This window comes from Streptomyces sp. NPDC045967, assembly GCF_056430495.1.
The window spans coordinates 161623-187176 of record NZ_JBWKLE010000012.1; the positions used below are offsets into that span (position 1 = coordinate 161623).

Below are 25554 nucleotides of genomic sequence, written 5' to 3' on the forward strand. Positions count from 1 at the left end.
GCCCATGGCGACGTCGACCGAGCCCGTCACGCCGATCCCGGTACGGGGTCGCTCGTGGGGGTCCGTGCTGGTCTCCTGGCTCACCACCACGGACCACAAGAAGATCGGGCACCTCTACCTGATCGCGTCGTTCGGCTTCTTCATCATCGGCGGCGTACTGGCACTGCTGCTGCGAGCGGAACTGGCGCGGCCGGGCATGCAGATCGTCTCCAACGAGCAGTACAACCAGATCTTCACCCTGCACGGCACGATCATGCTGCTGTTCTTCGCAACGCCGACCTTCGCGGGTTTCGCCAACGCGATCATGCCGTTGCAGATCGGTGCACCGGATGTGGCGTTCCCGCGGCTGAACATGCTGTCGTTCTGGCTCTTCCTGTTCGGCGGCCTGATCGTCGTGGCCAGCGTGCTCACCCCGAACGGCACCGCCGACTTCGGCTGGACCGCCTATACGCCGCTGAGCAATTCAACGCGTACCCCGTCCATCGGCGGCGATATGTGGATCATGGGGCTGGCCCTTTCGGGTTTCGGCACGATCCTGGGTTCGGTCAATTTCGTCACCACGATCATCTGCATGCGCATGCCCGGCATGACGATGTTCCGGATGCCGATCTTCACCTGGAACATCCTGCTCACCTCGGTGCTGGTGCTCTTCGCCTTCCCGGTCCTTGCAGCGGCGCTGCTGGTACTGGAGGCCGACCGGAAGTTCGGAGCCCAGGTCTTCGACCCGGAGAACGGCGGTGCGCTCCTGTGGCAGCACCTCTTCTGGTTCTTCGGGCACCCCGAGGTCTACATCATCGCGCTGCCCTTCTTCGGCATCGTGACCGAGATCTTCCCCGTGTTCTCCCGCAAGCCGGTCTTCGGATACCTCGGTCTGATCGGCGCGACCGTGGCCATCGCCGGCTTGTCGCTGACCGTGTGGGCGCATCACATGTTCGCCACCGGGGCGGTGCTGCTGCCCTTCTTCTCCTTCATGACGTTCCTGATCGCCGTCCCGACCGGCGTGAAGTTCTTCAACTGGATCGGCACGATGTGGAAGGGATCCATTTCGTTCGAAACACCCATGCTCTGGGCCATCGGATTCCTCGTCACCTTCCTCTTCGGCGGCCTGACCGGAATCATCCTGGCGTCGCCCCCGATGGACTTCCACGTCACCGACAGCTATTTCGTCGTCGCCCACTTCCACTACGTGGTGTTCGGCACGGTCGTCTTCGCGATGTTCGCCGGTTTCTACTTCTGGTGGCCGAAGATGACCGGCACCATGCTCGACGAACGCCTCGGGAAGGTCCATTTCTGGACCTTGTTCATCGGCTTTCACGCCACCTTCCTGGTACAGCACTGGCTGGGTGCCGAAGGAATGCCGCGCCGCTACGCCGACTACCTGGACGCTGACGGGTTCACCGCACTGAACACGGTGTCATCGATCGGTTCGTTCCTCCTCGGTCTTTCGACGCTTCCGTTCTTCTACAACGTGTGGAAAACCGCCAAGTTCGCGCCCCGCGTCGAGGTCGACGACCCGTGGGGATTCGGCCGGTCCCTGGAATGGGCCACTTCCTGCCCGCCTCCGCGGCACAATTTCGTCACCCTGCCCCGGGTCCGTTCGGAGTCGCCCGCCTTCGACCTGCATCACCCCGAGATCGCCGCCTTGGACTACGCGGACGACCACAAGCGGGACGTCATCGACCAGGACAAGGCCTCCGCACCCCGCGGCGCCGTGTCCGGCCAGGACCCCGACCAGGCCAAGTAGCCGGGCCGGCTGATGAGCGAACGCTCCGAGGAAGCGTCGGCCGGGCTCGCCCGGATCGAGGGATACCTGATGAGCCAGGCAGCGCTACGAGAGGCCAAGGACGAGGGCGATGCTTTCGCCCGCGCCCTGACCTGGCTGGGCTCCGGTGAACGGGACGAGATCTCCGAGCGTTTCGCTCAGCACCACCTGCGCCTGCGCAAGGAGATGCTCGCCGCCACCGTGGTCCGCGCCGAGGAACTCAAAGCCGAGTACTCACACCGCTACGAGCACCTGCGCAGCCGCATCACCGGCTTGGTGGTGACGGGGTTCGGACTCTGGACGGCCGTGCTCGTCCTCTTCTGCCGACTCTGAACCGGAGCCCCGCGCTGTGGTCAACCGCTCCCTCGTTCCCCCTTCGCCGTGACGCGGTGGGGCTTCGGAGCGGTGCGTGCGGCGCCGATGAGGCGGGCGAGCGCGGCGCGGGCCCGGACACCGGCGCGGACGTGGGACACCTCGACCGCATGGGGTTCGGCTTGCCCGCCCCACAGCTCGGCAGGCTCGGCTTCCCCTGCTGCGGCCAGGCCGAGGAGGTGCCGTGGCTGGCGCTGCCATCCGATGGTGAGGAGCGCGGCGCCGGTGCGGCGTGCGTGGTGGTGCAGGCCCAGGAGGAAGTGGAGCCCTGCGACGTCCATGAAGGAGACACCGCTCATGTCGAGGACGACGGCTTCACACGCCGGCAGGTTCTCAACCACACGACGGAGGTCGCCTTCGGCGCTGAGGTCGATTTCCCCGCACGGCAGGATCAGCACGCTGGTGCCGATGTGCTCGACGGTGATCTCGAAGAAGCAGGCCATGGCGGGCACCTCCGACGTTTCTGAGCCCTCCCCTCCCGCCTTACCCCGCGCCATGGGGAGTATCCGTGAACGATCTCAGCCGGGTCGGGACCCTGTCTCCGTTCCGGCCACACGCCGCCGACCGGCCCAGTCGTGGCGGCGACGAGCGATGCGGGGGTTCCCCGGCATCAATGCGGGCGGCAGGGGTGGCACCTGCGGCGGGCCAAACAGACGCCGTCGGCTTCCTGGTGCAGCACCCGGGCCATGGCCTTGCCGCACACGCTGAGCGGTGGCCCTCCTTGGTGCCCCTGGCCACCCGGGCCGGCGCGGCCGGCGCCCACGCGCTGCCCCTCCGCGTCGGTGGGCAGGTCGTCGGCGCCCTCAACATCCTCACCGGCCACACGCGCCCGCTGCCCTCTGCGGACATGCGCTGGTGCAGGCGCTCGCCGACGTCAGCCCGCGCTCGGTGATCAACCGGACCCCCGCAGCACCGCATCCGGAGGCCGGCCCGCCGACACCGCCCACGCGCTGGTCCACCGCACCCTCGCCCCGCAGATCGTCCTGCATCCCGCGCAACAGAGGGCAGAAGGGGTGGGCAAACCCGCTCGGTGATGCGAGGTGGGCCGGCCCGGCCGTCGCCGACCGGCTACCGGGAAACCGGCCGGGCTACCGGAAGCCCGACCCGGCGACCGCGGAGGTCGCGACCACGGGATGTCAGGGCCTGCGCACCGGCGGTGGGGCGGTCGCTGCCCCCGCGTCGTTCCGGGCCGCTTTCCGCCGGGCCCGGGCGGGTCCGCTCGCGCGGTGGGCCGCGGCCGAGTCCCGCAAGGAGCGACGCAGCGCCCGGGTCGGCGCACAGCGGGGGGTGCCCTGCAGATCAGCGGGCGGATACAGGCCGTCGACGAGGTCCAGGAGCCGTCGGGTTTGGCGCTGCCAGTTGTAGGCGAAGAACGCCACGCCGCGACCGTCGAGGCCACGCACGAATTCGAGCAAGGTCCGCAGGCCCACGACATCGACGAACGTCACATGCCGCATGTCGCACGCCACGACGGCGATACCGTCCAAGCCGGCCAGGGCCCCTTCGAGACCCTCACGCGTCTCCATGTCGAACTCACCGGCCGGGGAGAGGTGCGCCGTCGGCCCGTAGCGCCTGACCACCATCCGGAAACCCATCTCGACTCACCTCGCCGTGATCGGCGGCTCCAGCCCGCCCTCCGCATCCGGCTGCAAGGGCCATATCGATGGTCGCGCACCTCTCAGGTCCTCTGCAAGCTCAAGCCGTACGTGCCCCCGTACCGCCCTGACGTGCGACAACGCATGCAGGCCGGCCCCGGCGGCTCACGGCCTGGACGGGCGAGCCATGAACGGGGTGGAGATGGGTAGCCGCCGGTTCGAGGCGAGCTGCAAGCGCCGAACACTCCAGCTCCGAGGCGGTTGACATGTCATCCCACCACCACACCGGCGTCACCTCCCGCCGGACCCCTGTACAGCAGGCGGCTCTCGCCGTGGGCGCCATCTTCTTGCTGGTCGGCATCCTGGGGTTCATACCGGGCGTCACCACGGACTACGACACGCTCTCCTTCGCCGGGCACCACTCCGAAGCGAAACTGCTGGGCGTCTTCCAGGTGTCCGTCCTGCACAACATCGTCCACCTGCTCTTCGGAGTGGCCGGCCTCGCCATGGCCCGCACCGCCTCGGCGGCCCGCGCCTACCTCATCGGCGGAGGGGTCCTCTACCTGGTGCTGTGGCTGTACGGGCTGATCATCGACCACGACAGCGCGGCCAACTTCGTGCCGGTCAACACGGCCGACAACTGGCTTCACTTCGTTCTGGGCCTCGGCATGATCGCCCTCGGTGTGGCGCTGACCCGCCGTACGGCGGGCGGTGTGAGGCACCGGTCCTGAGGGCCTCGCGGGTGGGGCTCTACGCGGGGCGCGCCGCCTGGTCGGGGCGCCGCCCCAGGTACTTCAGCAACTCGGCCACCACGTCGTCCCCGGGTTCCGCCGACACCACCGGTGCGAAGGCGAAGGGGCGCAGCGGCTCGACGAACTGCCGCGCCGCCGCGAGCAGTTCGGTCGCAAGGTGCGGGGTCAGCGGCGAGGGCTGCCCGGTGGCGACGGCGATGTCCCAGGCGTGCACGGCGGCGTCAAGGGCGCAGGCGCTCACTCCCAGGGCTGCGGGCATCGTGTGCGGCGGGAGGGGGACGGGGACCTCCGCCTGGTCCACGGGCACGCGTGACCACGCGGCAGCGGCCGCGCGCACTGCCGCCTGCGCCACCGCCAGCGGTTCGTCGTCCAGCTTCCCCGACGGCGCGAACGGGTCCTCGGCAGGGCCGGTGCCCTCTCCGAGGAACGCGGCATAGCCGAGCTGGTCGCCGGCCGCATGCTGCAGCACCTGGAGGGCGTTCCACTCGCCGCACGGGGTGGCCCGGTCCCAGGCGGCGGGCGCGACGCCGCGGACGGCGGTCAGCAGGGCTTCGTGGGCCTCGGCGAGAACGTGCCAGTTCATGGGTGTACTCACGGTGCCACCTGTCTCGATCAAGGGTTGGACACACACACCATGGCAGGACCACGAGCTCGCGTCATGCGGTTCGCTTATGTCACAGCGGAGTTGAGCGCGAGCGGGAGCGCCGAAGTCATCAAGCGGCACGCATCAGGCGCCGTCGAGGACGATGGCGTACGCCGTCTCCCGGACCTCGGGCTCCGGATGGCGGCGCAGTGCCAGGACCGCCTCGCGGCAGGGATCCGGCCAGTTCTGGCGGGCCCCGACGGCCGTGGCGAGGCCGGTGGTTCACCACCCCAGTGTGCCGCGGGCCGGGGGATCGGAGCGGCGGCATTCCGAGGGCCGGTCCCCCCATCCTCCTTGCGTGCGGCACCACCCTCAGCGCCCGGGCGAGGGGGATCCGTCGAGGACGTGCCCCCAAGTTCGCAACGTGAGTTGGCTGGTCAGCGGCACAGAGCCTCGTCCACGACGCGGTCGACGTGCTCCATGACGGCCTTGTCGGTCGGTTGGGTGGTCACCGCGACATTGGCGGCGCGGCCGCCGTCGGTGGCGCCGCCCCGTGTCTCGTATCCCGTCGTGCTGCCGCCGTGGCCCCAGTAGACCCCGCCGCACGACAGCGGCTTGCTGACCAGCCCGAGGCCGTAGCGGGCACCGGGACCGAAGTACGCGGCGGGAACGGTGGTCCGCATCTGGGCGAGCTGGGCCTCCGAGAGAAGGTCGCCGTCCAGGAGCGCGCGATAGAAGCGGTCGAGATCGGAGTTGGTCGAGATCAGCTGGCCTGCCGACCAGCCCCAGGAGGGGTCGAGTTCCGTGACGTCCAGCGGGAGGCCGGCCGCGTCCCGGTCGTAGCCCTTGGGGTGGGCCTCGCGGATGGTCGAGTCACCGGGGGCGGGGAGGTATGTGTGGCGCAGACCGATGCGCTTGATGATGCGCCGGTCGAGTTCCTCGGCGTAGGAGTGCTTCGTGACCTCCTCGATGAGCATGCCCGCCAGCACGTAGTTCGTATTGCTGTACGCCCATTTCTTCCCGGGTTCGAACTCCCCCTGGTGCGCCAGGGCGCGGTCGAGCAGCTGGCGTGGGGTGTAGGAACGGGGCTCGTCGTCGAGGTACTTGACGTAGTCGGGCAGTCCGCTCGTGTGCTGCAGGAGCTGGCGGACGGTGATGTGGCGTCCGTCGATCCCCTCGCCGCGGACCAGACCCCGCAGGTAGGTGTCGATGGGGGTGTCGAGGCCGATCTTTCCCTCGCCGACCAGGTGCAGCACGAGCACCGAAGTGAACGCCTTGGTGTTGCTGCCGATCCGCACTTGACCGTCCTTGGGGACCTTGGCGCCGGTGGCCAGGTCGCCGACCCCGGCGGTGTAGGTGCGGGTGTGGCCTCGGGGGTTGGTGACGCTCGCGAGTGCGGCGGGCACGCCGTCGGACTCGACCAAGGCGTGCAGGCCCTGGCGGATGGTATCCGGCCCGGCCGCGGCAGACGCCTCGGGAGGGCCCAGGACACCCAGCGTCAGGACGCCGACGGCCAGCGCGGCCGCGGCCGGCACGGCTGCGCCTCGGCCGCCCCGCCGCCATCCGAAGCGTACGGACGTGTGCCTTGCTCGCTCACTCATGAACCAACCTCCGGGGAAACGTCGAGAACCAGCGGTCACCGCCGGTCCCAGCATTCCCGGCTCCGGCTGCGCGGGGCGATCCTGCTGGCCGCCCCGCTGCACGTGGGGCTAACCCCCGGCTCCGCCCCGCCCCGGCACCTCGGCGGGCCCGGCGCCGGGCTCCGCGCACAACTCGCGGCCTCCGTCACGGCAGGGCTGCTGTACTCCCTCCGGTTCACCCGGGACGAGGCCCTGCTCGCCACGGACCGCGACACACTGGTCGCCCGCTACGGCGCACTGCTCCACCACGTTCTGGCACCGCAGGGCCTGGGTCCTGTCGTCAAAGTGGCGCCTGGCCCGCGGGATCGGCGGCGTCCGGGCCGCCCTCCGAACGGCAGGCTCCAGGGTGCCCCGCGGGCCGGCCGGCCGCAGGCTGGACGCATGCCTGACCACACGGAGATCGTCGTCCACCCCGTCTCCCCGAAGGGCGGGCGGAAAGTGACCGTGCACGCGCTGGGCGTGGACGCCGACCTCGGCCGCGCGTACGCCCCCTCCGACGTGGCGGAGTTCCTGCGCCGCGCGGGCCTGGAAGGCGTGGACCTCACCGTGGACGGGCCGATCCGCTGGGAAGGCGGCGGCCCCGGCATCTGGACCGCCGACATCTGACCTCGGGCCTACGAGGCCCCCGCTGATGCGTCCCGGTGGGCTCGTCCGGGCCCTGCCGAGCATGCGCGAGGCTCGGCCCGCTCGGGTTCGGGCCGGGGCGGCGCTTCGCCGTCCCGGCCCGAGCCCCGCATGCGGTCAGCGGGTCGCGTACGGCAGAAGGGCCATCTCGCGGGCGTTCTTGACGGCGGTGGCGAGGGCCCGCTGCTGCTGGGCCGTCACCCTGGTGACGCGGCGGCTGCGGATCTTGCCGCGGTCGGAGACGAACTTCCGGAGCAGGTCGGTGTCCTTGTAGTCGATGTACGTGATCCCGGCCGTGTCCAGCGGGTTGGGGCGGGAGGTGGCGGGCTTGCGGAGCTCGGTGCGTCGGGCCATGGCGGCTTCTCCTGGTCAGTGCGGCGTGCGGTTCGTGCGCGGGTGGTCAGACGGAGTCGAGGAGGGCGTCGAAGGCGGCGGGCAGGTCCTTCCACGCCTCCGGCCCCGACGCGAACTCCGCGTCGGTCAGCAGGCAGGAGTCGAGGAGGTGTTCCAGCCCGTCCCGGTCCAGGCCGGGTGAGGTGAAGACCAGGTGCTGGCAGCAGTCGCCGTGCGCGGGGTCCCAGTCGAGCGCCGCTGCCGCCCGGCGCACGGGCGACACCATTTCCCAGGCCGCGTCAGGCAGCGAGGCCAGCCACGGTCCGGCGCTCTCCACGCACAGCGCTCCGCCGGCCGCCTCCCAGGCGAGCAGCGTGTCCGGGCGGTCGGCGAGCCAGAACCGGCCGCGGCTGCGCGCGGCGGCGCAGCACAGGTCTTCGAGGGCCTGGTAGAGCCGTTCGGGGTGGAAGGGGCGCCGCCGGTGCCATACGAAGGTGGTGACGCCGGCCTCGTCGGCGTCCTGCGGCAGGAGCGCGCACGCCGGGTGCTGCGCGGCGGCCGCGGCCTCGACGTCGAAGCCGGCCAGAGCGGCCCGGGCGAGTTCGGCGGAGGCCGCCGGCACCCTCCGTGCCGTCGGGTGCAGTTGGGCGAGCAGGGCTCGGTCCTCGTCGTCGGCGTCGCCGCTGTCGACCACGGCCAGGACGGGCGCGTACTCCAGCTGACGGGCCCAGGTGTCACCGACGGTGCGCTGGTCGGTGGGGGCGGCGGCGAGTCCCGCTTCGGCCAGGTCGTCGCCGTTGGCGAGATACGGGAGGACGAGTGCGGGGTCCACGGCGGTGATCACGCTCGCAACGCGCATGCGGTCTCCCCCGTGTCCGGCTACGGCCTCGGCCATGGCCTTCGGCTCGACCGAGTCCCACAGCTCGACGACGGCGAGCCGGGTCAGGCCGCCGTCGGCCAGGCGCTGCAACTCCGGGACGAGATCCTCGCGCAGTGCGCAGCAGGCGCAGTCGTTCACCAGCGGCGTCTCGTCGCTGGAGACGGGTCCGGCAGCGTCGCGGATCCGGCGCTGGACCGTGCCCTGCGGGCCTGATGCGAGGTCGTGGTGGAGCGCGACGCTTCCCGGGACGCCGCGCAGGAGGTGTTCGACGACCTCGTGGCGGGCGGCGGAGTGGAGTCCGGCGACGATCGCCACGGGGAGTCTGCGGTCGTGCCCCATCAGCGGGCTCCGTAGCGGCGCTCGAAGCGTTCGACACGGCCCGCGGTGTCGAGGACGCGTGCGGTGCCCGTGTAGAAGGGATGGCTCGCGGAAGAGATCTCGACGTCGACGAGCGGGTAGGTGTGGCCGTCCTCCCAGACGATGGTTTTGTCGCTGGTCATCGTGGAGCGGGTGAGGAACGCGGTGCCGGAGGCGGAGTCGCGGAAGACGACGGGCCCGTAGGCAGGATGGATGCCGGGCTTCACGGGAAGCACCTTTCGACGGTGTGGGCGGGTGGGTGTGGGACCGGGCTGCGGAGTACGGGGATGGTCAGCGCTCTTCGCGGAAGTCGACGTGACGCCGGGCCACCGGGTCGTACTTGCGCAGCACCAGCCGGTCGGGGTCGTTGCGCCGGTTCTTGCGGGTGACGTAGGTGAACCCCGTGCCGGCGGTCGAGCGGAGCTTGACGACGGGGCGGATCTCGTTGCGTGGCATGTGGCCTACTATATGGGAACGATTTTCATTACCAACAACCATCCCACTCAGAGAGGTCCCGCCACCCATGTCAGCCCACTGCCAACTGACCGGTTCCCGACCCGGATTCGGCAACTCCATCTCCCACTCCCACCGACGCACCTCGCGCCGTTTCGACCCGAACGTCCAGCGCAAGCGCTACTGGCTCGCCAGCGAGGGCCGGCACGTCCGACTGACCTTGAGCGCCAAGGCGATCAAGACCGTGGACACGATCGGCGTCGAGGCCGCCGTGACCCGGATCCGCGCACGGGGAGGCAAGGTCTGATGGCGAAGAAGAGCAAGATCGCGCGGAACGAGAAGCGCAAGGAGGTCGTCGAGCGGTACGCCGCCCGGCGGGCGGAGCTGAAGGAGATCATCCGGCGCCCCTCGACCGCCCCGCCGGAACGCGAGGCCGCCCGGGCAGAGCTCCACCGACAGCCGCGCGACGCCAGCGCCACCCGGGTCCGCAACCGCGACAGCGTGGACGGTCGCCCCCGGGGCCACCTGCGCACCTTCGGGCTCTCGCGGGTGCGCGTGCGCCAGCAGGCGCATGCCGGCTTCCTGCCGGGGGTGACCAAGTCGTCCTGGTGACGACCGCCCCCTCCCGGCCGCGGACACCAGCGGCCGGGCGCGGCGCCGCACGGGCTGGTCAGTGGTAGGCGTGGACGACGGCGTGACCCTTGCCGCGGCCGATCGTCCACTTGTCGAGCGGCCTCGTGATCACGAAGGCCACGGCGAAGCCGCCGGGCAGCGCTCCCCAGAACAGCCCGTCCGACAGGTGGGCGTCCATGGCGCCGGGGACCAGGGCGATGATGCCGTTGTCGACGAGTTCCATCACCGCGATCGAGACGGTGTCCGCGGCCAGGGCGACCTTCAGGGCGGTCTTGAAGCCGAGGCCCGGCCTTGCGGATCGCGAACAGGGTGAAGGAGTAGCCGAAGACGAACGCCGGCGTGATCACCAAGATCACCCTCTGGGCGTTTCCCCACATCAGGGCGGTGCCGATGACCATGCCGAGGATCTCGCCGATGGCGCATCCTGTCAGGCGGTGCAACGTGGCCTTGGCCGCGGCCCCCCAGGTCACTCCACCCATCGGGTGACCGGCGTGACGGGCATGCGGCGGCCGGCCCACCGGAGGCCAGGCTCCCGAGGGCGTCGGCACCGGCCGTCCCCGCATGTGGGCGCTCACCATCGGCGACGTCTGCGGCAAGGGCTCGGCCGCCGCGGCGCTCACCGGCCTGGTCCGGCACACAGCACGCATCGCGGGCCGCTTCCATCCCGTCCCCCGTACCGTCCTGTCCGCGGTGAACACCGCATATCGACGACCGGCCCGCTCACCCCTTCTGCACCGCGGTCCACGCCCGGCTCGTCCTGACCGATCGGGTCTCCAGCGGTGCGGCGGTCGGCGAGCCGGCCTCCCCCGCCGCACGACCGGGCCCCGACCGCGACCCCGGCCCCGTGATCGCCGCCGCTCGGTTGCACCTGGCCCTGGGCGGCCATCCCCGGCCCCTCGTACGCCGGGCCGAGGGCAGCCTGACCGCGCTCGGTACGCCCGGCACCCTGCTCGGCCGTGGCCACTTCGGAGAAGGCCGTCATCACCTACGGCGACACCCCGCCCAGCGACGACTTCGCCATACTGGCCCTCCGTATCACCTGAGGGCGCGGCAGGCCGGTGGGCAGCGGCCCGTACCCGGCCGCGCGGCCCGCCAGCCGAACGATCGGACGGACGGTGCGCTCGCATCACCGCGGGCACTGCGGGCATGGGCATGATGCGAGGCAGTGACCATACGTACAGAGGAGGCGACACGATGTTTCACGATGCTGTGGTTCCTCACCGTCCTTCGCGGTGCGGTGGTGCCTCACGGGTCTGCCGCCGTGGCGCAGCGGAGCGCTTTCCCGCCCGCGATGTGGTCCGATCTTCAAAATCGGGGCAGGTAGGATTAATAGTTGTCGCATGACAACTATCGGTTGTCCTCCGGCGGAGCGAACTCCCGGCCGGACTGCGGTCGTTGCCTCCCTCCTCGGGCGCGAGTGCCGTGCGCGCGTCGATGCGTGACACGACACCCGGCACCCCTGTCCCCCTCGGTACATCTCGAAGGAATGGCCTCACCATGACGAACTTCCTGGCTGTGGAACGCGCGGTGCGCACGGCGGCACCGGATGACCTCCTGCGCACGCTCCGCAACGCCCTCGTCGAGCACTTCGAGGCGTCGGAAGTCCTCCTGCTCATGGCCGATTACAGTCTGACCTGTCTGCAGCCCGTGACCTTCCTGCCCCATACCGCCGAACCGCTTCCGGTGGAGAGCAGCCCCGAGGGAAGGGCGTTCGCCAGCCAGGAGCCGTACCGCCAGTACGCGGCGCAGAACGGCGCGGTGGACCTCCATCTGCCCGTCACCGTCCGCGGGGACCGCCTGGGGATCCTGACCGTGCGGTTGCCCGAGTCCAGATGCACCTCCGAGACCGTCTCGGAGCTGAGGGAACTGGCCGAGCTGCTGGGGCACGAGATCGTCGTGGCCGAGCGCGACACCGACCTGTACCTGCAGGCGCGGCGGGCAACCCGGCTCACCCTGGCGGCGGAGATGCAGTGGCAGCTGCTGCCCGCCCGCTCCTGTGCGCGCCCGGAGTACGCGATCGGAGCGCAGCTGGAGCCGGCCTACGACATCCATGGCGACAACTTCGACTGGTCCACCACCGGGGAGACCCTCACCCTGACCGTCACCAACGGCATGGGCAAGGGGATCGAGGCCTCGCTGCTCACGAACCTGGCGATCAACGCCCTGCGCAACGCGCGCCGGGCGGGCATCGGGATCGCCGATCAGGCGGCCCTCGCCGATCAGGCGATCTACGCCCGGTACCGGGGCGCGGAGTATGTCTCCACGCTCCTGCTCTCCTTCGAACTGGCCACCGGTCGCGGGCATGTGGTGGATGCCGGGTCCCCGCAACTGTGGCGGTTGCGGGACAGAACGGTGGAGCGGGTCGCCTTCGAGGCTCAGCTGCCCCTGGGCATGTTCGAGGACACCGGCTACGTGACCCAGGACTTCGAGGCACTGCCGGGCGACCGGTTGGTCTTCGTCAGCGACGGGGTCTACGCGGCTGCCTCCGCGGGCGGTGAGGCGTACAGCGAGCGGGCTCTGGCGCGGGCCATCCAGGCCACCGGCCTCCTTCCGGCTGCCGGGGTTCCGCGCGGCATCCTGCAGGAGTTGGCCGTATACCGCGAAGCGGCCACGCAGGACGACGCTCTGGTGCTGTGCCTGGACTGGTTCGGCCGGGACGGCTCGGCCTGATCGGGCCGGGCTCCGGCCGGCCGGGGAATCCGGCCGGCTGCGGCCCACGAGCGGGGCGCACGGGGTGCATGTGCCCCTTGATGGCCTCTGGTGGCATCTGACAGGGATACTCTCCCGCCAGGGGGCAGACGGGAGGGGTACCCCGATTCGACGCGCACATGTCGAGGCGGACCGTCTTCTCGGGGGCATTGCACCTGTCTCATGGGGAGTGACGGCCACGATGGACCGGGCGGGACCGACGCAAGACCCTCTGTACGACGCAGCGCTCGAGGTCGCCGCCGTTTCCGAGGCGCTGGTGGAGTGCTGGACCGGGGCCGGTGAAAGCGCGGACCCCCGCCTGTCGGCACTTCAGGTGCGGGCACTGCTGGCCGTCCGCGACTCCCCGGAGGTCAACCTCTCGCGGCTGGCCGAGGTGGTCGGCGCCTCGGCTCCCACCGCGAGCAGGCTTTGTGACCGGCTGGAAGCCGCCGGGTACCTGCGCCGGGACCGGGCCGCGGTCGACAGGCGGGAGATCGGCCTGACCCTGACCAAGCAGGGGGAGACGACACTGGTCGCCCTGTTCGAGCGGCGTGCGCGAAGCATCTACGAGATCTTGCGGTGGGTGCCGGCCGGGCAGCGCGAGGACCTGCTGGCCGGCCTGCGGGCCTTCGCGGCGGCCGCCTCGCGCCTGGGGTAGGTGCGCGAGGGCGCTGGGCGGAACGCTCAGGCGATGTCGCAGATGTCGTCGTCGGCAGGCGCGTCGTCAAGCCCGACGTGGTGGAGGGCCGCATGCTGGAAGGCCGTCAGGCCCTCGAAGAGGGACCGCTGCTGCCCGGGTGACATACGGGCGAGAACGGCTTGGATCTCGTTCGCCCGAGCGGCGCGTACCGAGGTGAGGACGGCGTGTCCCCCTCGGCTCAGCCGGACCTCCACTTCCCGCCGGTTGGCCGTGGCACGGGAGCGCTGGATGAGGCCGGCGGCTTCCAGCCGGTCGCAGAGGCGGCTGACGGAAGGGGGCGTCGAGCCGAGCGCCTGGCCGAGGTCGCGCAGGTTGACGCTCTCGCGTTCGTCGATGACGGTGAGCGCGCGCAGTTGGGAGGGCGGCACGGCGGTCAGGGCCTCCTGACCGCGGGGCCACAGGAGGCTCAGCATCTCCAGAACAGCGGCTGCCTCGAGAGCCACCTGTGCAGGGTAAAGGGATGGCAACGGGACGGCATGCGGCATCGCACCAATCTCTCATCCCCGCGGACATTTGTCAGCCCGCGGACGGACACCCGGAGGCGGGATCGGGCCGCTCAGCGGGGTGCGCGGTCCTTCAGGCGGGCGGCGACTTGAGTCGGAAGGCGAGGGCGAGGGTGTCGTCGGCGTGCTGGACCACGGTGTGCATGTCGGCGGCGACCGCACGGGGAATCTCGGCAACTGCCCGGTGAGCGTGGGCCCGTAGGGCGTGGACCAGTCTGCGCTCCCCTTCGAGGGTGTCCCTGCGGCTGTCGGTGAGCCCGTCGGTGTACAGGAGCAGCAGGTCGCCCGGTTCGATCCCGACGGTGAGGATCGCGTCACTGCCCGGAGAGGGGAAACCGATGCCCCTGCCGCCCACTTCCAGATAGCGGGTGGTGCCGTCGCCCCGGAGGAGGAGTGCGGGGGGATGGCTGCCGTTGGCGAGTCGGAGTACGCCGGTGGCGGGGTCGAGCCGGCCGAGGAGGACGGTGGCCATCAGGTCGGGGTCGATGGGCTTGAGGAGGTGGTGGGTGCGGGCGAGGATCGACTGCAGGCCGTGGCCCTCCAGCGCCAGGGCGCGGACGGCGTGGGTGACGGTGATGGCGCTGCGGGTGCTGGTGACGCCGTGGCCCAGTGCGTCGACGACGGTGACGTGCACGGTGCCGTCGGGCAGCGCGAACCAGTCGTAGAGGTCCCCGCCCGTCGGGGCGGCCGGGTCGGCGGGCGCGTAGTGCACCGCGAGATCGAGGCCGGCGATGTCGGGTGGCGGGGGCCGCAGGGCGTCTTCGAGCTCGCGCAGCACTTGGCCGTGTGCGTGGCGCAGCCGCTCCTCCTGTTCTTCGAGTTGTACGTAGAGGGCGAGGACGCCCGCGTTGGTTTCGGCGAGTTCGTGCCGGAGGAGCCGCTGATCGGCTGTGAGCGAGTCGGCCAGGGCGAGAGCGGCGCGCAGCTCCTCCTCGGCGTCGCGTGCCGGGTCGCCCGGCGTCGTCTGGTGACGGGGCTCGGGCAGGCGGGCTGCCTGCGGGCCGACGGATCGGCGACCGGGGCGGCGCGGTAGTGCGAGCCGCCAGGTGGCCGAGCCGGGTGTGGTGGCGGGGGCCGGCAGCGGCAGGTCGTGGCAGGGCAGCAGGGCGGGCCCGGCGACGCGCAGGGTGATGGCCAGGTGGGCGCCTTCGGGTTCGGTCCCGTCGTCGTACTCGACGGCGAGTTCGACGGGGTGCCCGGCCTGGAACTCGGGGGCGGCCAGATCCGTGACGGACAGGACGAGGCGGCCGCGCACCTCGGCGGGCAGCCGGTGGGTGCGGGCGAGAGCCCGTACGGCATGGCGCAGCGCGGCCATGTCCTGGAAGGTCTCAGCGTTCATGACTGCGCCGGGCGGGGTCGGGCGGCGGGTACGGTCGCGTCGTCGCGGGTCCGGTGGTAGCCGTGGACGAGGGCGGTGGCGAGGAGGGGGGCGGGGAGGCGCAGCAGATGGGACGGCGGGGTGTGGGACCAGCGCAGGTCGATGCCGTCGGTGTGGAGTACGGCGGTGGTCGCGGCGGTCAGGGCGATGCCGTGCGTGCGCGGGGTCGGCATCCGCCAGCCGACCGTTCCGGGCTGGCCGGTCAGCCGGTGGTGGACGTCATCGGGGCCGAGGGCCACCACGCGGACGTTGCCGACGCCGCAGTACTCGGCCTGATCGGCCTGGAGGCGCAGCAGGCCGACGGCGGCGCCCCGGGTGTGGCGCAGGGTGCGGTGCATGGCGGTCATGATGTCGGGGAGCGGGCGTTCGGCGGTGGCGTGGAAGGCTCGGACCGCCGCGTGGGCGGCCTCGGCCGCCTCGGGACCGTGCCCGAGACCGTCGACCACGGCGGCTGTGCGCAGCGCTCCGGTGTCGGTGATCGCGGCGGCGTCTCCGCACTGATCCTCGTTCGCCGCGGGCAGGCAGATCGCTCCGACGGCTTCCCGGGCGGCGGAGCGCCGGTCCGGCAAGGTGAGCCGGGCGCAGATCAGGGTGCCGGTGTCGGTGCGTGTCCTGATGGTGAGGTCGGTGGCGATGCGGCTGACCGCGCCGAGGCCCGCGCCGAGGGTGCCGGTGGTGGTGTAGCCGTCGGTGAGGCAGCGTTGGAGTTCGGGCATGCCGGGTCCGCGGTCGGCGGCCAGGATCTCCAGGCCGCCGCCGAGCGGGAGCGGCTGGAGGTAGATGCTGCCGTCGATCGCGTGCTTGTCGAGGTTGCCGGCGAGTTCGGAGGCCAGGACGGCGGCCTGGTCCGGCATGGCGCCGGGCAGGTCGCATGCACGGGCGAGGGACCGGGCGGTTTCGGCGGCGTCGTGGACGGCGCTGTGGTGATCGATCCGGATGTGGCGGGTCGCGCGGATGCCGGCACGGGTACTGAGGGGGGCCATCAGCGCGTCCACCTCGTCGTGATCACTGTCGTGCCGCGGCCGGGTGCGGACCGCAGGTGGAACTCGTCCATGAGCCGACGGGCCCCGCCCAGGCCGTGACCGAGGCCGGGGCCGGTGCTGTAGCCGTCGGTGAGGGCCTTTTCGATGTCGGCGATGCCGGGCCCGTCGTCGTGGATCGTCAGTCGCAGTCCCTCCCGCTCCGGAGCCTGGGTGCGCTCGATGAGCAGGGTCCCGCCGCCGCCGTGGATGTAGGCGTTGCGTGCCAGCTCGCTGGCCGCGGTGACCACACGGGTTTGGTCGACGATCCCGAAGCCGATCCGGAGCGAGGCGGAACGGACCGTATGGCGGACGGTCAGCAGGTCGTCTTCGGTGGTGACGGTCAGCCTGACGGGTTCTTCGGCCTCTCGGCGGCCCGCGGGGTCGGTGGTGGCGGTGGGGGCGCGGGTGGAGATGGGACGGGGAGGGGAAGGAGGGGTGGTGCGGTTGTTGTCAGCGCGAGGTGTCATCTGGCGCCCCTTCCGGGGGCTGCTGGTTGCGGTGCCATCCCAGGGCGGCCATGCCTTGTTCCGTGTGCAGCGCGGTTTCGACACCTGTCAGCTCGATGCCGAGTTCGACCAGGGCGATGGCGACCGACGGCCGCATGCCGGCCACGATGACCCGTGCTCCCAGCAGCCGGGCCATGGCGGTGACCTCCATGAGGTTCCGTGCGACGAAGGAGTCGATGATCTCCAACCGTGAGATGTCGATGAGGACGCCGCGCGCACGGTCGCCGGCGATGCGCTCGGTGAGCTCCTCCGCGAAGGCCGCGGCGGTCTTGTCGTCGAGTTCGTCGAGGAGACTCGTCAGCAGGACGTCGCCCAGACGCAGGATCGGCACGGCGAAGTGGGAACCGCTCATGCCAGGGCCTGCCCCGTTCGGGACACGGGCCCGGACCGCCCGGTCATCCTCATCGCCTCGGCCAGCGCGTCGGCCAGGGTGGCTCTGGTGAGGATGTCGAGGAGGTCGATGCCCAGTTGGGCGATGGTCTGCGCGATGGTCGGCCGGATCCCGCTGATGATGCAGTCGGCGCCCATGAGCCGTACCGCCCTGACCGTCTGCATCAGGTGCTGGGCGACGGCGGTGTCGACCGTCGGCACCCCTGTGATGTCGATGATCGCGACTTGGGCGTCATCGTCCTGGATCGCCTGCAGGAGGTTCTCCATGACCACCTGGGTGCGGGCGGTGTCGAGCGTACCGATCAGGGGCACGCCCAGGACCTGCTGCCACAGGCGCACGACCGGAGTGGAGACCTCGAGCAGCTGTCGGCTCTGGCGTCGGATGATCTCCTCGCGGCCCTCGACGTACGTGGCGAAGGACAACGCGCCCGCGGCGTCCAGGAGCTGGTTGATCAGCAGGGCGGCGGAGGAGAGGTGGGCGATGTCGTCGGTGGTCTCCTGGACCACTTCCAGGAGGACCTCTTTGAGGGCGAGCACCGACAGAGAGGTGGCGGTCGGCGTCGCGCCCGTCCTGGCCCGGCGCAGCGAGAGGTCTCGAACGGTATTGCGCATGCCGGGGTGCGCATTCGCGGCCTGCTCGACGGGCAGAGTGCTCTTCAGGGCAGCCAGCAGCGCCGCGACGAGGGTGTCGGCCTCCTCGCGCAGCTCACGCTCGAGGAGCGCGTTGCCGGGAGCGTTCCGCTCGACTTGGAGCAGGACCCACCGATCGGCTACGTCCTCGGCACGCCCTTCGAGCGCCGTTGCTACGCGCTGGCGGACGTCGGCCGCGGTGCGGATCACGCCGGCCCCTTTCGTCGGGCCTCATGACCGGCCACGGCGGCCGACGCCGAGACTTGCCACACGACAACTGTTGCATCGCGGCAAATATACTCACGGGGATCTGCCCGGTAAAGCGCGGCCGGCGCGCATCGGCTGGAGCGGCGCCGTCATCACACTTCGGCGCGTATGCCCGAAAGCGCGTGCGAGGGAAGCGCACAGGCGGGCAGGATGCGGCGCCGTCCGCGGGTCACGGGGCGCAGGTGTCCGTGAGACGGACGTGGACGGTTTTGCCGCCTGTGGGGGTGGGGACGACGGCGGTGTCGTGGGCCAGGCAGGTGATCAGGATCCAGCCCCATCCCCCGGTGCCGTCGGTGTGGGGCGGCCGGCGCTCGGGCGGTGATGGGCTGGTGTCGGTGACGTCGATGTCGAGGTCGTCGTCGCGGAGGGCCAGGTCGAGGGTGCACGGCCCGTCGGTGTGGCGCAGAGCGTTGGTGACGAGTTCGCTGGCGATGAGCATCGCATCGCCCGCCGCGCGGTTCGACACCCGGTGGCCTTGCAGCACGGCCTCGTCCAGAAAGTGGCGGGTCGCCTCACGTGCACTGCCTGCGGCTTCGGTGTGCGGGGCGAACGCGGTGCTCTGCCGAACGGAAGGGGTCATTCCGGGAGTCATTCCGTTCTCTCCCGAGGAAGTGCGGGCAAGCTCTCGACGAGAAGTTTTATGCCCTTTTTTCCGCTATTTAAAAGGGTTTGCCCGGGGGCTCCGAGTGAGCGTTCCCCTATGGAGGTCGGTTCCGTCCGGCGCTGTCTACTCCCTGCCGTCAGCCTCTTTCGTTCGGGCCGCGGCCACAGCCGCATCCACATCGGCGTATAAGGGCAACGAAGCGTTCGGCAGGACGGCCGCCAGCCGGGGGCGCAGATGTTCCGGGGCCGCGGCCAGGTACAAGCTGCTGCCGATGGCGCCCGTGCCGGCAGCGGCGCCGCTGAGTACGTGCAGGCCCGCGTCGTCGCAGGAGTCCAGAGCGGCCAGATCCAGTACCAGCACCGTCGCGTCCTGGGAGAGGCACGCGCTGATCGCACCCCGCAGCTTCCAGCCGACGGCGTGCTCCAGGCGTCCGGACACGGTGATGACAGCCAGGAGGGCGCCCGTCTCAGGGCCATCGGGGCTCGGCGGTAGCAGCGTGGTGGTCACCAGCAACGCCGACGGCTCATCGGGGACGCTCACGACGCGGCCCTGGCCATGAGCAGGCGGACCAGGCGGCGGGCGTCGAGGCGAGGGCCGTGGGGCAAATCGGGCAACAGTGTCTCCGTCGAAGCAGCACGATACGACGGGCCGCTTCCTGACCCGTCTCCCATTCTGCCAGGGCTCGGCACTCCACCGGGCCGACCCGGGATGTCCCTTCACCGGGCCGTTCCTCCACAGGGGAATGCGAACGACGGATGGGGAGGGCCCCCCAGGGCGCATAGTGGAAGGCAGGGCGTCATGCCCTCCATCTGCGGGACCTTCCGGAACGGAAAACGATCATGTCCGTCGCTTCCATGCCCGGTCTGCCGGACGTGACCCTGCTCCTGCTCGAAACCGACTCCCTCGACGGCTTCCTGCAGGCCCTGGCCGACTGCGCCCTCACGCTGGTGCCGGCGGCCGAGGGCTGCGGCATCACGCTGGAGCGTCAAGGCCGGCCCATCACCGTCGTCAGCGCCGGCAAGGGCGCCCCGGAACTCGACGAGGCGCAGTACGGGCAGGACGACGGCCCCTGCCTGCAGGCCCTGCGCAGCGGCCGGGAGGTGCCGGTGGCCGACATGCTCGACGAAACGCGCTGGGGTCCCTACCCCGCCTACGCCGCCGCCCTCGGCACGCACTCCTCCCTGTCCCTGCCGATCGCCGCCCACACCGACACCGCCGGCGCCCTCAACGTCTACGCAGGCAAGCCGGACGACTTCACCGGAATCGACCTCACCGCCCTGCGCAGCCTCGCCGCCCAGGCGACCGGAGGCATCGAACTGGCCCAGCGCATCACCGACACCCGCGTGTTCGCCGCCGACCTGCAGGCAGCCCTCACCTCCCGCAGCGTCATCGACCAGGCCACCGGAGTCCTCATGGGCCAACAGCGCTGCACGGCCGAAGAAGCCTTCGGCATCCTGCGGTCCGCCTCCCAACACCGCAACATCAAACTCCGCGACCTGTGCGCCGACCTCGTGACCAACATCACCGGCACCCCGCCACCGGACGGAGAGGCACTGCGCGCCCGTCGATGAACGCCAGTGGGCCGGCGCCACGACCGGCTCACAACGCCGTCGCCGCCCTGGCGGCCATCGCCGACCGGCTCTCCGGCAAGACGCTGATCGACTACGGCGTCCCGTACATCTACGAGCACCAGAGCGAGCACCCGTGGCCCACACCGTGGGGCGTCATGCCGAAGTGGGACCCGTGCGACACCGACAGCCTGGCCGAGCGGATCCAGCGCGCGCTGCCGGAAACGAAGGTCGTCAAGAGCTTCGTCACGCAGGAGCAGTCCACCGTCGTGGATCCGCGGTCCGTCGGCGGCGGAGACCACACCATGTTCGTCGCCGGCGACCACCCGGACGCAAAGCAGCAGACCACCGACCTTCTGCAGCACTACGGCTGGAACGACGTCCTCGACCTCGGCCCGCTGGTGTGCGCCCGCGGCATGGAGATGTACGCCCACATGCATTCCGCCATCGGCTTCGGCCTCGGCCACCGGTTCGGCGGGCACTTCGGCATCAAGGTCGTGCGCTGACCCCGCCGGAAGGACGGGGTCAGGGGCCGGGGTCAGGGGCGTCGTCCCGGGCGGCCGGGCGGGCCCGCTCCCCGTCAGGAGCTCGGCTGGACCTCGTCCCCGGCCGGCGGCCGAAAGAGGAGTGGCGTGAGGGGTGGGGGGTAGCCGCTCACCATGAAGGAGGCTCGCAACGGTACGAAGATGGCGGTCATCGGATCTCTGGACGAGTTGACCGGCCTGCTGGCCAGTCGGCGCAACCTCTATGTCCGCTGGTCCCTGGGTCCGCAGGCCGATCTGGTGCAGCCGTCCAGCCGGGACGAGCTCACCGGTGTCGAACTGCCGGGATTGTCCGCGAACCCTCTGGACATCGAGGACTGGTGGGGCGACCGTTCGCTGCGCACCTGGGCCGCGCGCCGCCTCTACGACTATTCGCACCTGCCGCACATCAAGGGCCACCGGGTGAAGCCGTGGCTGCTGCACGGCGCGGAGGCCGGTCGCGGACCCGACAACGAACCTCTCGTACGGGACGTGCAGCCTCTGGGCTGGGTCGACGACAAGGTCATCTCCGAAGCCCTGGAGGAAATGCGACAGCAGCAGGGCTCGTGGGGGCCGCTCAACCGTCACCGATGAACGGGACACCGCCGATCGCGAAAGGAAGGACGAGGATCATGGGCGACGCTCAGCAGCCGGAAGCCCGACGCAGCGGCAAGGGTGCTGCGACTCCGCAGGAGAGCAGTCAACTCAAGGCCGCACAGCCGTCGAAGAAGTCGGGCGGCCAGGAGGACCGATCGCAGACGGGTGGCACCAAGCCCCCCGAACAGCAGCCCGATCACCCGTAACGGCACACGGCACAAGGGCGTCCCTGGTTCCGCTCGGGCGCCCTTCGGCGGAAGCGGCGTTCCCGGGGCCGTCGCGGGTATCCGGGTCTCATGATCCTTTCGGTGGAAGCGCTGCCCGAGTCGACCCTGCACGAAGTGATCGGTCTGCTGGTGAGACTGATCGAGTTCGCCGGCGCGTTGATCATCTTCGTCGGTGCCGTGTGGGCATTCGTGCAGTTCGTCCGGGCCGGTCTGCGCGGGCGCGGCAAGGTGGCGGGGTTCAACCGGATCAGGCTGAGCCTGGGACGCTTCCTCGTGCTGGGCCTGGAGTTCCAGCTCGCCGGTGACGTACTGCGCACGGCGGTCGCGCCGAGTTTCGCCGAGATCGGCCAGCTGGCTGCCATCGCGGCCATCCGTACCGCGTTGAACTACTTCCTCGGGCGGGAGATCGCCCAGGAGCGGGCCGAGATCGAGCGGAGCGAGGCGGCGCCCTCGCGCGAGGACAAAGGCGTGCCGACGTGAACACCTGGCTGCTGGAGGCGGCCGTACTCGTCTCCGTGCTCGGCCTCGTCGCCGCGGCGGCGGCCTGGCGCCTCACGCACGATGTTCGACCGGCACTGGCCGTGCTGCTCGACTTCCTGACCGGCGCCGGCCTGATCCGGCTGGCCGGCGAGCCCTCCTGGGACAGCATCGTCCTGGCGGCGGCGGTGATCACGGTGCGCACGCTGCTCGGCGCCTTGCTCGCCCCGTCCGAACCGAGCACCCGCCCGGACGTTTCGCGTGCGTAGCGCGGCGGCCTCGGACGGGCGCTTTGCGCGTCGGCCGCCCGAGCGTGAGCGGACCGGTCGGGGCGATCACACCGGTGGCCTTCCTCCTCTGCCGTGGAGGGGGAAGGTCACCGGCGCGTCTTCGGCCCTGCTACCTGGGCATCAGGACGGTGTCGACGATGTAGACATGGGCGTTGGCGGTCTTCACGTTGCCGCAGACGACCGCGGCGCTGTCGTTGACCTTGTACGACTCGCCCGACCCCTTCGTGGTGATCATGCCCTTCTGAAGGGTTTCGAAGGAGCCGTTCTCCAGCTGCCGGGGGGTGAGCTGCTGCCCGACCACGTGGTGGGTGAGGATCTTCGTCAGGGTGGCCTTGTCGGCGAGGACCTTGTCGAGGTCGGCCTTCGGGATCTTGGCGAAGGCGTCGTTGGTGGGGGCGAAGACGGTGATGTCCTTGGCGTTGTTGAGGGTGTCGACGAGGCCGGCCTGCTTGACCGCTGCCACCAGGGTGGACAGCGCCGGGTTGTTGGAAGCGGCGGTGGCGACGGGGTCCTTGGCCATGCCGTCGAAGGAACCGGCGCCGTCGGCGGGGACGCCGGCGCAGGCCGGGCCGAAGGGCTTGTCACCCGATGTCCCGTCCTCCACCGGGGTGCTCGCGCCGGACGCGGAGGCGTCCTCGGCGGCCGTGCCGGGGGCGGCCTTCGTGTTGCTGCCCGAGTCGGAGCAGGCGGCGAGGGAGAAGGGCAGCAGGACGGCTGCGGTCACGGCGATGGCGGTACGGCGAAGCTGCATGCTGGTCATGATCGGTACTCCTTGGTGGACTGCGTTGTCAGGGGGGATACGGGGGGTGCTGCCGGGCCTGCCCGTGGGGCCGGTCCGGTGGTCTAGGGGACGGTGACGAAGACGCTGTGCCAGCCGCTCGCACCGTCGGGGACGGTGCGGGTGCGCCGCTCGGTCTGCACCTGGCCGGTGCCGTCGGTGGCGCGGGCGGTGATCGTGTGGCCGCCGGGGGTGGCCTGCCAGCGGTAGGCCCACTGGCGCCAGGTGTCGAGGGAGCCCTGGGCGGCGAGGTCGGCTTCCTGCCAAGGGCCCTCGTCGACGCGGACTTCGACGCGGTCGATGCCGCGGTGCTGCGCCCACGCGACGCCGGCGACGGTGACGGTTCCCGCGGCGGCGTCGGGGCGGGCGAAGGGCTTGGGGGTGTCGATGCGCGCCTGCGTCTTGATCGGCGCCCTGCGGGCCCACTTGCGGGTGACCCAGTAGGGGTCGTAGGCGTCGAAGGTGGTCAGCTCGATGTCGGTGATCCACTTGCAGGCGGAGACGTAGCCGTACAGGCCGGGGACGAGCATGCGGACGGGGAAGCCGTGGTCGAAGGGCAGGGGTTCGCCGTTCATGCCGACGGCGAGCATGGCGTCGCGGCCGTCCATGACGTCTTCGACCGGGGAGCCCAGGGTCATGCCGTCCACGGACCGGGCCACGAGCTGGTCGGCCCCGCCCTTCCCGGACGACGGGGGCTTCACCCCGGCTTCCCGCAGGAGCTCCGCCAGCGGCACGCCGAGCCAGCGGGCGGTACCGACGTAGGGGCCGCCGACCTCGTTGGACACGCAGGTCAGCGTGATGTCGCGCTCGATGAGCGGGCGCGCGAGGAGCTGGTCGAGGCTGTAGGTGCGAGGCCGGGCGACACCTTTGCCATGGATGCGCAGGCGCCAGGTTTCGGCGTCGACCTTGGGGACGACGAGAGCGGTGTCCACACGGTAGAAGTCGTGGTTGGGGGTCGTGAAGGGGCTGATGCCGGCCGTCTTCAGCCGGGCGCCCGCCGGCGGCGCCGGGGCGGGGGAGGCCGGCTCGGGCAGGACGAGACGGTCGCGGGAGACGCCGGCTCCTGCACCTTGCCGGCCGGAGAGGAAGCGGCCGAGTACGCCGGCTGACGTGGCGGCCGCGGCCGTGACTCCCGCCGCGGTGAGGAAGCCGCGCCTGGTCCAGCCTTCTGCTTCGTCCGCGCGGGCGGTGTCGGGTGCGGCTTTCGACGTCAGGACGTAGAGCACGAGCGCGCCTGCCGCCGCACCGACGAGGGAGGGCAGCACGTCACCGGGGCCCGCGGAGTCGGGTCGGCTCAAGGCGGCCGCTGACCCCACGACACCGAACAGCAGGACTCCCGCGGCGCCGGCGCGCCGGTGGCGCAGACCGGCCACGCCCAGCGCCACGGCGATCAGTGCGACGACCGCCAGGATGCCGAGCTGCAGGACGGCCTTGTCGTTCTCCCCGAAGGTTCGGATCGCGAAGTCCTTGACCCCGGCCGGGGTCCGGTCGATCGCGGCGCCGCCGACGACCGTCACCGGTCCGGCGGCCGGCCGCACCAGGGCGGCGACGAACTCGGCCACGGCGAGCGCCGTGAAAGCGGCCAGGAGCCCGGCCAGGGCGCCCGGCACGACGCGGGAGAGGATGGTGCGGAAGCTGCTCACACCTGGGATTCGGTGGCACCCGACCGGCGGATTGGTCCCACGCCCGAAAGAGTGACGGCCGCCTTCTCAGGCGGCCGCGGGCCGACTCCTTCCGCGCCTCTCCACCTCAACTGCTGCCGGGGCGGGTGCTCTCCGCGCAGATCCGCTGGGCCTGCGATGCGGTGGCGTCGCGTTCGGTTTCCGCGCTCTGGAGCTGCTCGCGCTGGGACATGTCCGGGTGTCCGCTCTGGTTGCCGCCGGCGCTCGGGTGCGGATCCGGTGGTGCCCGGCAGGTCGCCGGCCCAGCGCCCACCCCGTCACGCGGGCGCCGGACCAGTCCCTCTGCCGTCGGATCAGGCGTTGACACAGGTGTTGCCGAACGACGGGTTCAGCAGCCCGATGATGCTGACGCTGTTGCCGCAGGCGTTGACCGGGATGTGGATCGGCACCTGGATCAGGTTGCCCGAGGCCACGCCCGGCGAGTACGCGGCCACGCCGTGCGCACCGGCATCGGCCGAGGCCGCCGACGCGCCACCGAGGATCGCGAGCCCGGCGGCCAGGGCCACCGCAACGCCCCGTTGTACCGACACAGAACCCGTGGCACGCGTTGCACGCACGTCACTCACTGCACTCACTTCACTCACTCCCATTCGACTGGTTCGGGCCGCACGGAGGAACCGTGCGGCCGGTGAGGGGCCGGGACCATCCCCGCCATCCCTCACCCGCCCCTTCGCCGCAGCGCACCCGCCTGCTTGGCCGGACCGCGCAGCTTCCCTCGAACGGGGTAATCGCCGGAAACACC

At 71.0% G+C, this 25554-nt stretch carries 33 protein-coding genes and 2 pseudogenes; 15 read left to right on the top strand and 20 right to left on the bottom strand.

Annotated features, from left to right (window positions below; translation table 11 throughout):
• Positions 1-4 precede the first annotated feature (4 nt).
• Both ctaD and AC07FY_RS22930 read left to right on the top strand, forming a co-directional pair.
• Positions 5-1744: an aa3-type cytochrome oxidase subunit I gene (ctaD, locus tag AC07FY_RS22925; protein WP_479009006.1), complete on the top strand. Its 1740-nt coding sequence runs from the start codon at positions 5-7 to the stop codon at positions 1742-1744.
• Positions 1745-1756: 12 nt separating this feature from the next.
• Positions 1757-2095, top strand: a complete 339-nt coding sequence (locus AC07FY_RS22930; protein WP_479009008.1) for a hypothetical protein — start codon at positions 1757-1759, stop codon at positions 2093-2095.
• 20 nt (positions 2096-2115) lie between these two features.
• Here AC07FY_RS22930 and AC07FY_RS22935 read toward each other — a convergent pair whose 3' ends face one another.
• Together AC07FY_RS22935 and AC07FY_RS22940 are read right to left on the bottom strand one after the other, a co-directional pair.
• Positions 2116-2577 (bottom strand): STAS domain-containing protein, encoded by a 462-nt coding sequence (locus AC07FY_RS22935; RefSeq protein ID WP_479009010.1) that lies wholly within the window; start codon positions 2575-2577, stop codon positions 2116-2118.
• Positions 2578-3270: 693 nt separating this feature from the next.
• Positions 3271-3729, bottom strand: coding sequence for an STAS domain-containing protein (locus AC07FY_RS22940; protein ID WP_479009012.1), 459 nt, complete (start codon positions 3727-3729; stop codon positions 3271-3273).
• A 266-nt stretch (positions 3730-3995) separates the two neighbouring features.
• Between AC07FY_RS22940 and AC07FY_RS22945 the strand changes: the two genes are divergently transcribed.
• Complete coding sequence (locus tag AC07FY_RS22945) at positions 3996-4460, top strand: DUF4383 domain-containing protein (RefSeq protein WP_479009013.1); 465 nt, start codon at positions 3996-3998, stop codon at positions 4458-4460.
• Between the two features lie 19 nt (positions 4461-4479).
• Here the strand turns inward: AC07FY_RS22945 and AC07FY_RS22950 are convergent, their stop codons facing one another.
• Positions 4480-5064: a TIGR03086 family metal-binding protein gene (locus tag AC07FY_RS22950; RefSeq protein WP_479009015.1), complete on the bottom strand. Its 585-nt coding sequence runs from the start codon at positions 5062-5064 to the stop codon at positions 4480-4482.
• A gap of 437 nt (positions 5065-5501) precedes the next feature.
• Positions 5502-6665 (bottom strand): serine hydrolase domain-containing protein, encoded by a 1164-nt coding sequence (locus AC07FY_RS22955; RefSeq protein ID WP_479009017.1) that lies wholly within the window; start codon positions 6663-6665, stop codon positions 5502-5504.
• A 102-nt stretch (positions 6666-6767) separates the two neighbouring features.
• Between AC07FY_RS22955 and AC07FY_RS22960 the strand changes: the two are divergent.
• Positions 6768-6947 (top strand): annotated as a pseudogene (locus AC07FY_RS22960) (TetR/AcrR family transcriptional regulator); the annotation flags it as partial.
• A gap of 138 nt (positions 6948-7085) precedes the next feature.
• Positions 7086-7310 carry a hypothetical protein gene (locus AC07FY_RS22965; protein ID WP_479009093.1) on the top strand — a complete coding sequence of 75 codons (225 nt, stop codon included), beginning with the start codon at positions 7086-7088 and terminating at the stop codon, positions 7308-7310.
• 135 nt (positions 7311-7445) lie between these two features.
• Here the strand turns inward: AC07FY_RS22965 and rpsR are convergent, their stop codons facing one another.
• From rpsR to rpmG, 4 genes are all read right to left on the bottom strand, one after another.
• Positions 7446-7682: a 30S ribosomal protein S18 gene (rpsR, locus tag AC07FY_RS22970; protein WP_479009019.1), complete on the bottom strand. Its 237-nt coding sequence runs from the start codon at positions 7680-7682 to the stop codon at positions 7446-7448.
• 46 nt (positions 7683-7728) lie between these two features.
• On the bottom strand, positions 7729-8880 hold the full coding sequence (locus tag AC07FY_RS22975; protein WP_479009021.1) for a CobW family GTP-binding protein: 1152 nt from the start codon (positions 8878-8880) through the stop codon (positions 7729-7731).
• Positions 8880-9125 carry a type B 50S ribosomal protein L31 gene (locus AC07FY_RS22980; protein WP_479009023.1) on the bottom strand — a complete coding sequence of 82 codons (246 nt, stop codon included), beginning with the start codon at positions 9123-9125 and terminating at the stop codon, positions 8880-8882. Before AC07FY_RS22980 ends, AC07FY_RS22975 begins: the two co-directional genes overlap by 1 nt.
• Positions 9126-9189: 64 nt before the next feature.
• Positions 9190-9354 (bottom strand): 50S ribosomal protein L33, encoded by a 165-nt coding sequence (rpmG, locus tag AC07FY_RS22985; protein ID WP_479009024.1) that lies wholly within the window; start codon positions 9352-9354, stop codon positions 9190-9192.
• A 67-nt stretch (positions 9355-9421) separates the two neighbouring features.
• On the opposite strand from rpmG, the gene rpmB reads away from it, so the two are divergent.
• Both rpmB and rpsN read left to right on the top strand, forming a co-directional pair.
• Positions 9422-9658: a 50S ribosomal protein L28 gene (rpmB, locus tag AC07FY_RS22990; RefSeq protein WP_479009026.1), complete on the top strand. Its 237-nt coding sequence runs from the start codon at positions 9422-9424 to the stop codon at positions 9656-9658.
• A complete protein-coding gene (gene rpsN, locus AC07FY_RS22995; RefSeq protein ID WP_479009028.1) occupies positions 9658-9963 on the top strand; it encodes a 30S ribosomal protein S14 in 306 nt (101 codons plus the stop codon). Before rpmB ends, rpsN begins: the two co-directional genes overlap by 1 nt.
• A gap of 58 nt (positions 9964-10021) precedes the next feature.
• Here rpsN and AC07FY_RS23000 read toward each other — a convergent pair.
• A pseudogene (locus AC07FY_RS23000) lies at positions 10022-10463 on the bottom strand (DUF4396 domain-containing protein).
• A gap of 82 nt (positions 10464-10545) precedes the next feature.
• On the opposite strand from AC07FY_RS23000, the gene AC07FY_RS23005 reads away from it, so the two are divergent.
• The 3 genes from AC07FY_RS23005 to AC07FY_RS23015 all read left to right on the top strand — a co-directional run bounded on the left by AC07FY_RS23005 (position 10546) and on the right by AC07FY_RS23015 (position 13330).
• Positions 10546-11328 (top strand): SpoIIE family protein phosphatase, encoded by a 783-nt coding sequence (locus tag AC07FY_RS23005; protein ID WP_479009030.1) that lies wholly within the window; start codon positions 10546-10548, stop codon positions 11326-11328.
• Between the two features lie 153 nt (positions 11329-11481).
• The gene (locus AC07FY_RS23010; RefSeq protein WP_479009032.1) at positions 11482-12654 is read left to right on the top strand and encodes a PP2C family protein-serine/threonine phosphatase; all 1173 of its coding nucleotides are present in this window, start codon (positions 11482-11484) and stop codon (positions 12652-12654) included.
• A gap of 220 nt (positions 12655-12874) precedes the next feature.
• Positions 12875-13330 (top strand): MarR family transcriptional regulator, encoded by a 456-nt coding sequence (locus tag AC07FY_RS23015; RefSeq protein WP_479009034.1) that lies wholly within the window; start codon positions 12875-12877, stop codon positions 13328-13330.
• 26 nt (positions 13331-13356) lie between these two features.
• Here AC07FY_RS23015 and AC07FY_RS23020 read toward each other — a convergent pair whose 3' ends face one another.
• The 8 genes from AC07FY_RS23020 to AC07FY_RS23055 all read right to left on the bottom strand — a co-directional run bounded on the left by AC07FY_RS23020 (position 13357) and on the right by AC07FY_RS23055 (position 19212).
• Entirely contained in the window at positions 13357-13857 is a 501-nt protein-coding gene (locus AC07FY_RS23020) for a MarR family winged helix-turn-helix transcriptional regulator (RefSeq protein ID WP_479009036.1), read from the bottom strand.
• A 91-nt stretch (positions 13858-13948) separates the two neighbouring features.
• A complete protein-coding gene (locus AC07FY_RS23025) occupies positions 13949-15214 on the bottom strand; it encodes a PP2C family protein-serine/threonine phosphatase (RefSeq protein WP_479009038.1) in 1266 nt (421 codons plus the stop codon).
• The gene (locus tag AC07FY_RS23030; protein WP_479009040.1) at positions 15211-16236 is read right to left on the bottom strand and encodes a SpoIIE family protein phosphatase; all 1026 of its coding nucleotides are present in this window, start codon (positions 16234-16236) and stop codon (positions 15211-15213) included. The genes AC07FY_RS23025 and AC07FY_RS23030 overlap by 4 nt, the downstream gene beginning before the upstream one ends.
• Entirely contained in the window at positions 16236-16742 is a 507-nt protein-coding gene (locus tag AC07FY_RS23035) for an anti-sigma regulatory factor (RefSeq protein ID WP_479009042.1), read from the bottom strand. The genes AC07FY_RS23030 and AC07FY_RS23035 overlap by 1 nt, the downstream gene beginning before the upstream one ends.
• Positions 16726-17133 carry an STAS domain-containing protein gene (locus AC07FY_RS23040; protein WP_479009044.1) on the bottom strand — a complete coding sequence of 136 codons (408 nt, stop codon included), beginning with the start codon at positions 17131-17133 and terminating at the stop codon, positions 16726-16728. The genes AC07FY_RS23035 and AC07FY_RS23040 overlap by 17 nt, the downstream gene beginning before the upstream one ends.
• Complete coding sequence (locus AC07FY_RS23045; RefSeq protein WP_479009046.1) at positions 17130-18011, bottom strand: STAS domain-containing protein; 882 nt, start codon at positions 18009-18011, stop codon at positions 17130-17132. The genes AC07FY_RS23040 and AC07FY_RS23045 overlap by 4 nt, the downstream gene beginning before the upstream one ends.
• A 226-nt stretch (positions 18012-18237) precedes the next feature.
• Positions 18238-18648, bottom strand: a complete 411-nt coding sequence (locus AC07FY_RS23050) for an ATP-binding protein (RefSeq protein WP_479009048.1) — start codon at positions 18646-18648, stop codon at positions 18238-18240.
• 147 nt (positions 18649-18795) lie between these two features.
• The gene (locus AC07FY_RS23055; RefSeq protein ID WP_479009050.1) at positions 18796-19212 is read right to left on the bottom strand and encodes an STAS domain-containing protein; all 417 of its coding nucleotides are present in this window, start codon (positions 19210-19212) and stop codon (positions 18796-18798) included.
• A 299-nt stretch (positions 19213-19511) separates the two neighbouring features.
• Between AC07FY_RS23055 and AC07FY_RS23060 the strand changes: the two genes are divergently transcribed.
• From AC07FY_RS23060 to AC07FY_RS23080, 5 genes are all read left to right on the top strand, one after another.
• On the top strand, positions 19512-20243 hold the full coding sequence (locus tag AC07FY_RS23060) for a GAF and ANTAR domain-containing protein (protein ID WP_479009051.1): 732 nt from the start codon (positions 19512-19514) through the stop codon (positions 20241-20243).
• Positions 20240-20746, top strand: coding sequence for an NADPH-dependent F420 reductase (locus AC07FY_RS23065; protein ID WP_479009053.1), 507 nt, complete (start codon positions 20240-20242; stop codon positions 20744-20746). Before AC07FY_RS23060 ends, AC07FY_RS23065 begins: the two co-directional genes overlap by 4 nt.
• A 153-nt stretch (positions 20747-20899) precedes the next feature.
• Positions 20900-21355: a DUF6098 family protein gene (locus tag AC07FY_RS23070; protein ID WP_479009055.1), complete on the top strand. Its 456-nt coding sequence runs from the start codon at positions 20900-20902 to the stop codon at positions 21353-21355.
• Positions 21356-21654: 299 nt separating this feature from the next.
• On the top strand, positions 21655-22065 hold the full coding sequence (locus AC07FY_RS23075; RefSeq protein ID WP_479009057.1) for a DUF1622 domain-containing protein: 411 nt from the start codon (positions 21655-21657) through the stop codon (positions 22063-22065).
• On the top strand, positions 22062-22331 hold the full coding sequence (locus AC07FY_RS23080; protein ID WP_479009059.1) for a DUF1622 domain-containing protein: 270 nt from the start codon (positions 22062-22064) through the stop codon (positions 22329-22331). The genes AC07FY_RS23075 and AC07FY_RS23080 overlap by 4 nt, the downstream gene beginning before the upstream one ends.
• Before the next feature lie 130 nt (positions 22332-22461).
• Here AC07FY_RS23080 and AC07FY_RS23085 read toward each other — a convergent pair whose 3' ends face one another.
• The 3 genes from AC07FY_RS23085 to AC07FY_RS23095 form a co-directional block, all read right to left on the bottom strand.
• On the bottom strand, positions 22462-23112 hold the full coding sequence (locus tag AC07FY_RS23085; RefSeq protein WP_479009061.1) for a fasciclin domain-containing protein: 651 nt from the start codon (positions 23110-23112) through the stop codon (positions 22462-22464).
• An 83-nt stretch (positions 23113-23195) separates the two neighbouring features.
• Complete coding sequence (locus AC07FY_RS23090) at positions 23196-24773, bottom strand: molybdopterin-dependent oxidoreductase (RefSeq protein WP_479009063.1); 1578 nt, start codon at positions 24771-24773, stop codon at positions 23196-23198.
• A gap of 332 nt (positions 24774-25105) precedes the next feature.
• The gene (locus AC07FY_RS23095) at positions 25106-25318 is read right to left on the bottom strand and encodes a chaplin (RefSeq protein ID WP_479009065.1); all 213 of its coding nucleotides are present in this window, start codon (positions 25316-25318) and stop codon (positions 25106-25108) included.
• Positions 25319-25554: the final 236 nt, after the last annotated feature.

What these genes read in the sequence shown, in the direction of transcription:
- AC07FY_RS22945 (WP_479009013.1), top strand. Translation starts at nt 3,996, where the DNA reads ATGTCATCCCACCACCACACCGGCGTCACCTCCCGCCGGACCCCTGTA.
- AC07FY_RS23050 (WP_479009048.1), bottom strand. Translation starts at nt 18,648, where the DNA reads ATGACCCCTTCCGTTCGGCAGAGCACCGCGTTCGCCCCGCACACCGAA.
- ctaD (WP_479009006.1), top strand. Translation starts at nt 5, where the DNA reads ATGGCGACGTCGACCGAGCCCGTCACGCCGATCCCGGTACGGGGTCGC.
- AC07FY_RS23085 (WP_479009061.1), bottom strand. Translation starts at nt 23,112, where the DNA reads ATGACCAGCATGCAGCTTCGCCGTACCGCCATCGCCGTGACCGCAGCC.
- rpmG (WP_479009024.1), bottom strand. Translation starts at nt 9,354, where the DNA reads ATGCCACGCAACGAGATCCGCCCCGTCGTCAAGCTCCGCTCGACCGCC.
- AC07FY_RS23020 (WP_479009036.1), bottom strand. Translation starts at nt 13,857, where the DNA reads ATGCCGCATGCCGTCCCGTTGCCATCCCTTTACCCTGCACAGGTGGCT.
- rpmB (WP_479009026.1), top strand. Translation starts at nt 9,422, where the DNA reads ATGTCAGCCCACTGCCAACTGACCGGTTCCCGACCCGGATTCGGCAAC.
- AC07FY_RS23015 (WP_479009034.1), top strand. Translation starts at nt 12,875, where the DNA reads ATGGACCGGGCGGGACCGACGCAAGACCCTCTGTACGACGCAGCGCTC.
- rpsR (WP_479009019.1), bottom strand. Translation starts at nt 7,682, where the DNA reads ATGGCCCGACGCACCGAGCTCCGCAAGCCCGCCACCTCCCGCCCCAAC.
- AC07FY_RS23035 (WP_479009042.1), bottom strand. Translation starts at nt 16,742, where the DNA reads ATGACACCTCGCGCTGACAACAACCGCACCACCCCTCCTTCCCCTCCC.
- AC07FY_RS22950 (WP_479009015.1), bottom strand. Translation starts at nt 5,064, where the DNA reads ATGAACTGGCACGTTCTCGCCGAGGCCCACGAAGCCCTGCTGACCGCC.
- AC07FY_RS23060 (WP_479009051.1), top strand. Translation starts at nt 19,512, where the DNA reads ATGTCCGTCGCTTCCATGCCCGGTCTGCCGGACGTGACCCTGCTCCTG.
- rpsN (WP_479009028.1), top strand. Translation starts at nt 9,658, where the DNA reads ATGGCGAAGAAGAGCAAGATCGCGCGGAACGAGAAGCGCAAGGAGGTC.
- AC07FY_RS23030 (WP_479009040.1), bottom strand. Translation starts at nt 16,236, where the DNA reads ATGGCCCCCCTCAGTACCCGTGCCGGCATCCGCGCGACCCGCCACATC.
- AC07FY_RS23065 (WP_479009053.1), top strand. Translation starts at nt 20,240, where the DNA reads ATGAACGCCAGTGGGCCGGCGCCACGACCGGCTCACAACGCCGTCGCC.
- AC07FY_RS23005 (WP_479009030.1), top strand. Translation starts at nt 10,546, where the DNA reads ATGTGGGCGCTCACCATCGGCGACGTCTGCGGCAAGGGCTCGGCCGCC.
- AC07FY_RS22935 (WP_479009010.1), bottom strand. Translation starts at nt 2,577, where the DNA reads ATGGCCTGCTTCTTCGAGATCACCGTCGAGCACATCGGCACCAGCGTG.
- AC07FY_RS22940 (WP_479009012.1), bottom strand. Translation starts at nt 3,729, where the DNA reads ATGGGTTTCCGGATGGTGGTCAGGCGCTACGGGCCGACGGCGCACCTC.
- AC07FY_RS23040 (WP_479009044.1), bottom strand. Translation starts at nt 17,133, where the DNA reads ATGAGCGGTTCCCACTTCGCCGTGCCGATCCTGCGTCTGGGCGACGTC.
- AC07FY_RS22975 (WP_479009021.1), bottom strand. Translation starts at nt 8,880, where the DNA reads ATGGGGCACGACCGCAGACTCCCCGTGGCGATCGTCGCCGGACTCCAC.
- AC07FY_RS23075 (WP_479009057.1), top strand. Translation starts at nt 21,655, where the DNA reads ATGATCCTTTCGGTGGAAGCGCTGCCCGAGTCGACCCTGCACGAAGTG.
- AC07FY_RS23025 (WP_479009038.1), bottom strand. Translation starts at nt 15,214, where the DNA reads ATGAACGCTGAGACCTTCCAGGACATGGCCGCGCTGCGCCATGCCGTA.
- AC07FY_RS22965 (WP_479009093.1), top strand. Translation starts at nt 7,086, where the DNA reads ATGCCTGACCACACGGAGATCGTCGTCCACCCCGTCTCCCCGAAGGGC.
- AC07FY_RS23010 (WP_479009032.1), top strand. Translation starts at nt 11,482, where the DNA reads ATGACGAACTTCCTGGCTGTGGAACGCGCGGTGCGCACGGCGGCACCG.
- AC07FY_RS22930 (WP_479009008.1), top strand. Translation starts at nt 1,757, where the DNA reads ATGAGCGAACGCTCCGAGGAAGCGTCGGCCGGGCTCGCCCGGATCGAG.
- AC07FY_RS23070 (WP_479009055.1), top strand. Translation starts at nt 20,900, where the DNA reads ATGAAGGAGGCTCGCAACGGTACGAAGATGGCGGTCATCGGATCTCTG.
- AC07FY_RS22955 (WP_479009017.1), bottom strand. Translation starts at nt 6,665, where the DNA reads ATGAGTGAGCGAGCAAGGCACACGTCCGTACGCTTCGGATGGCGGCGG.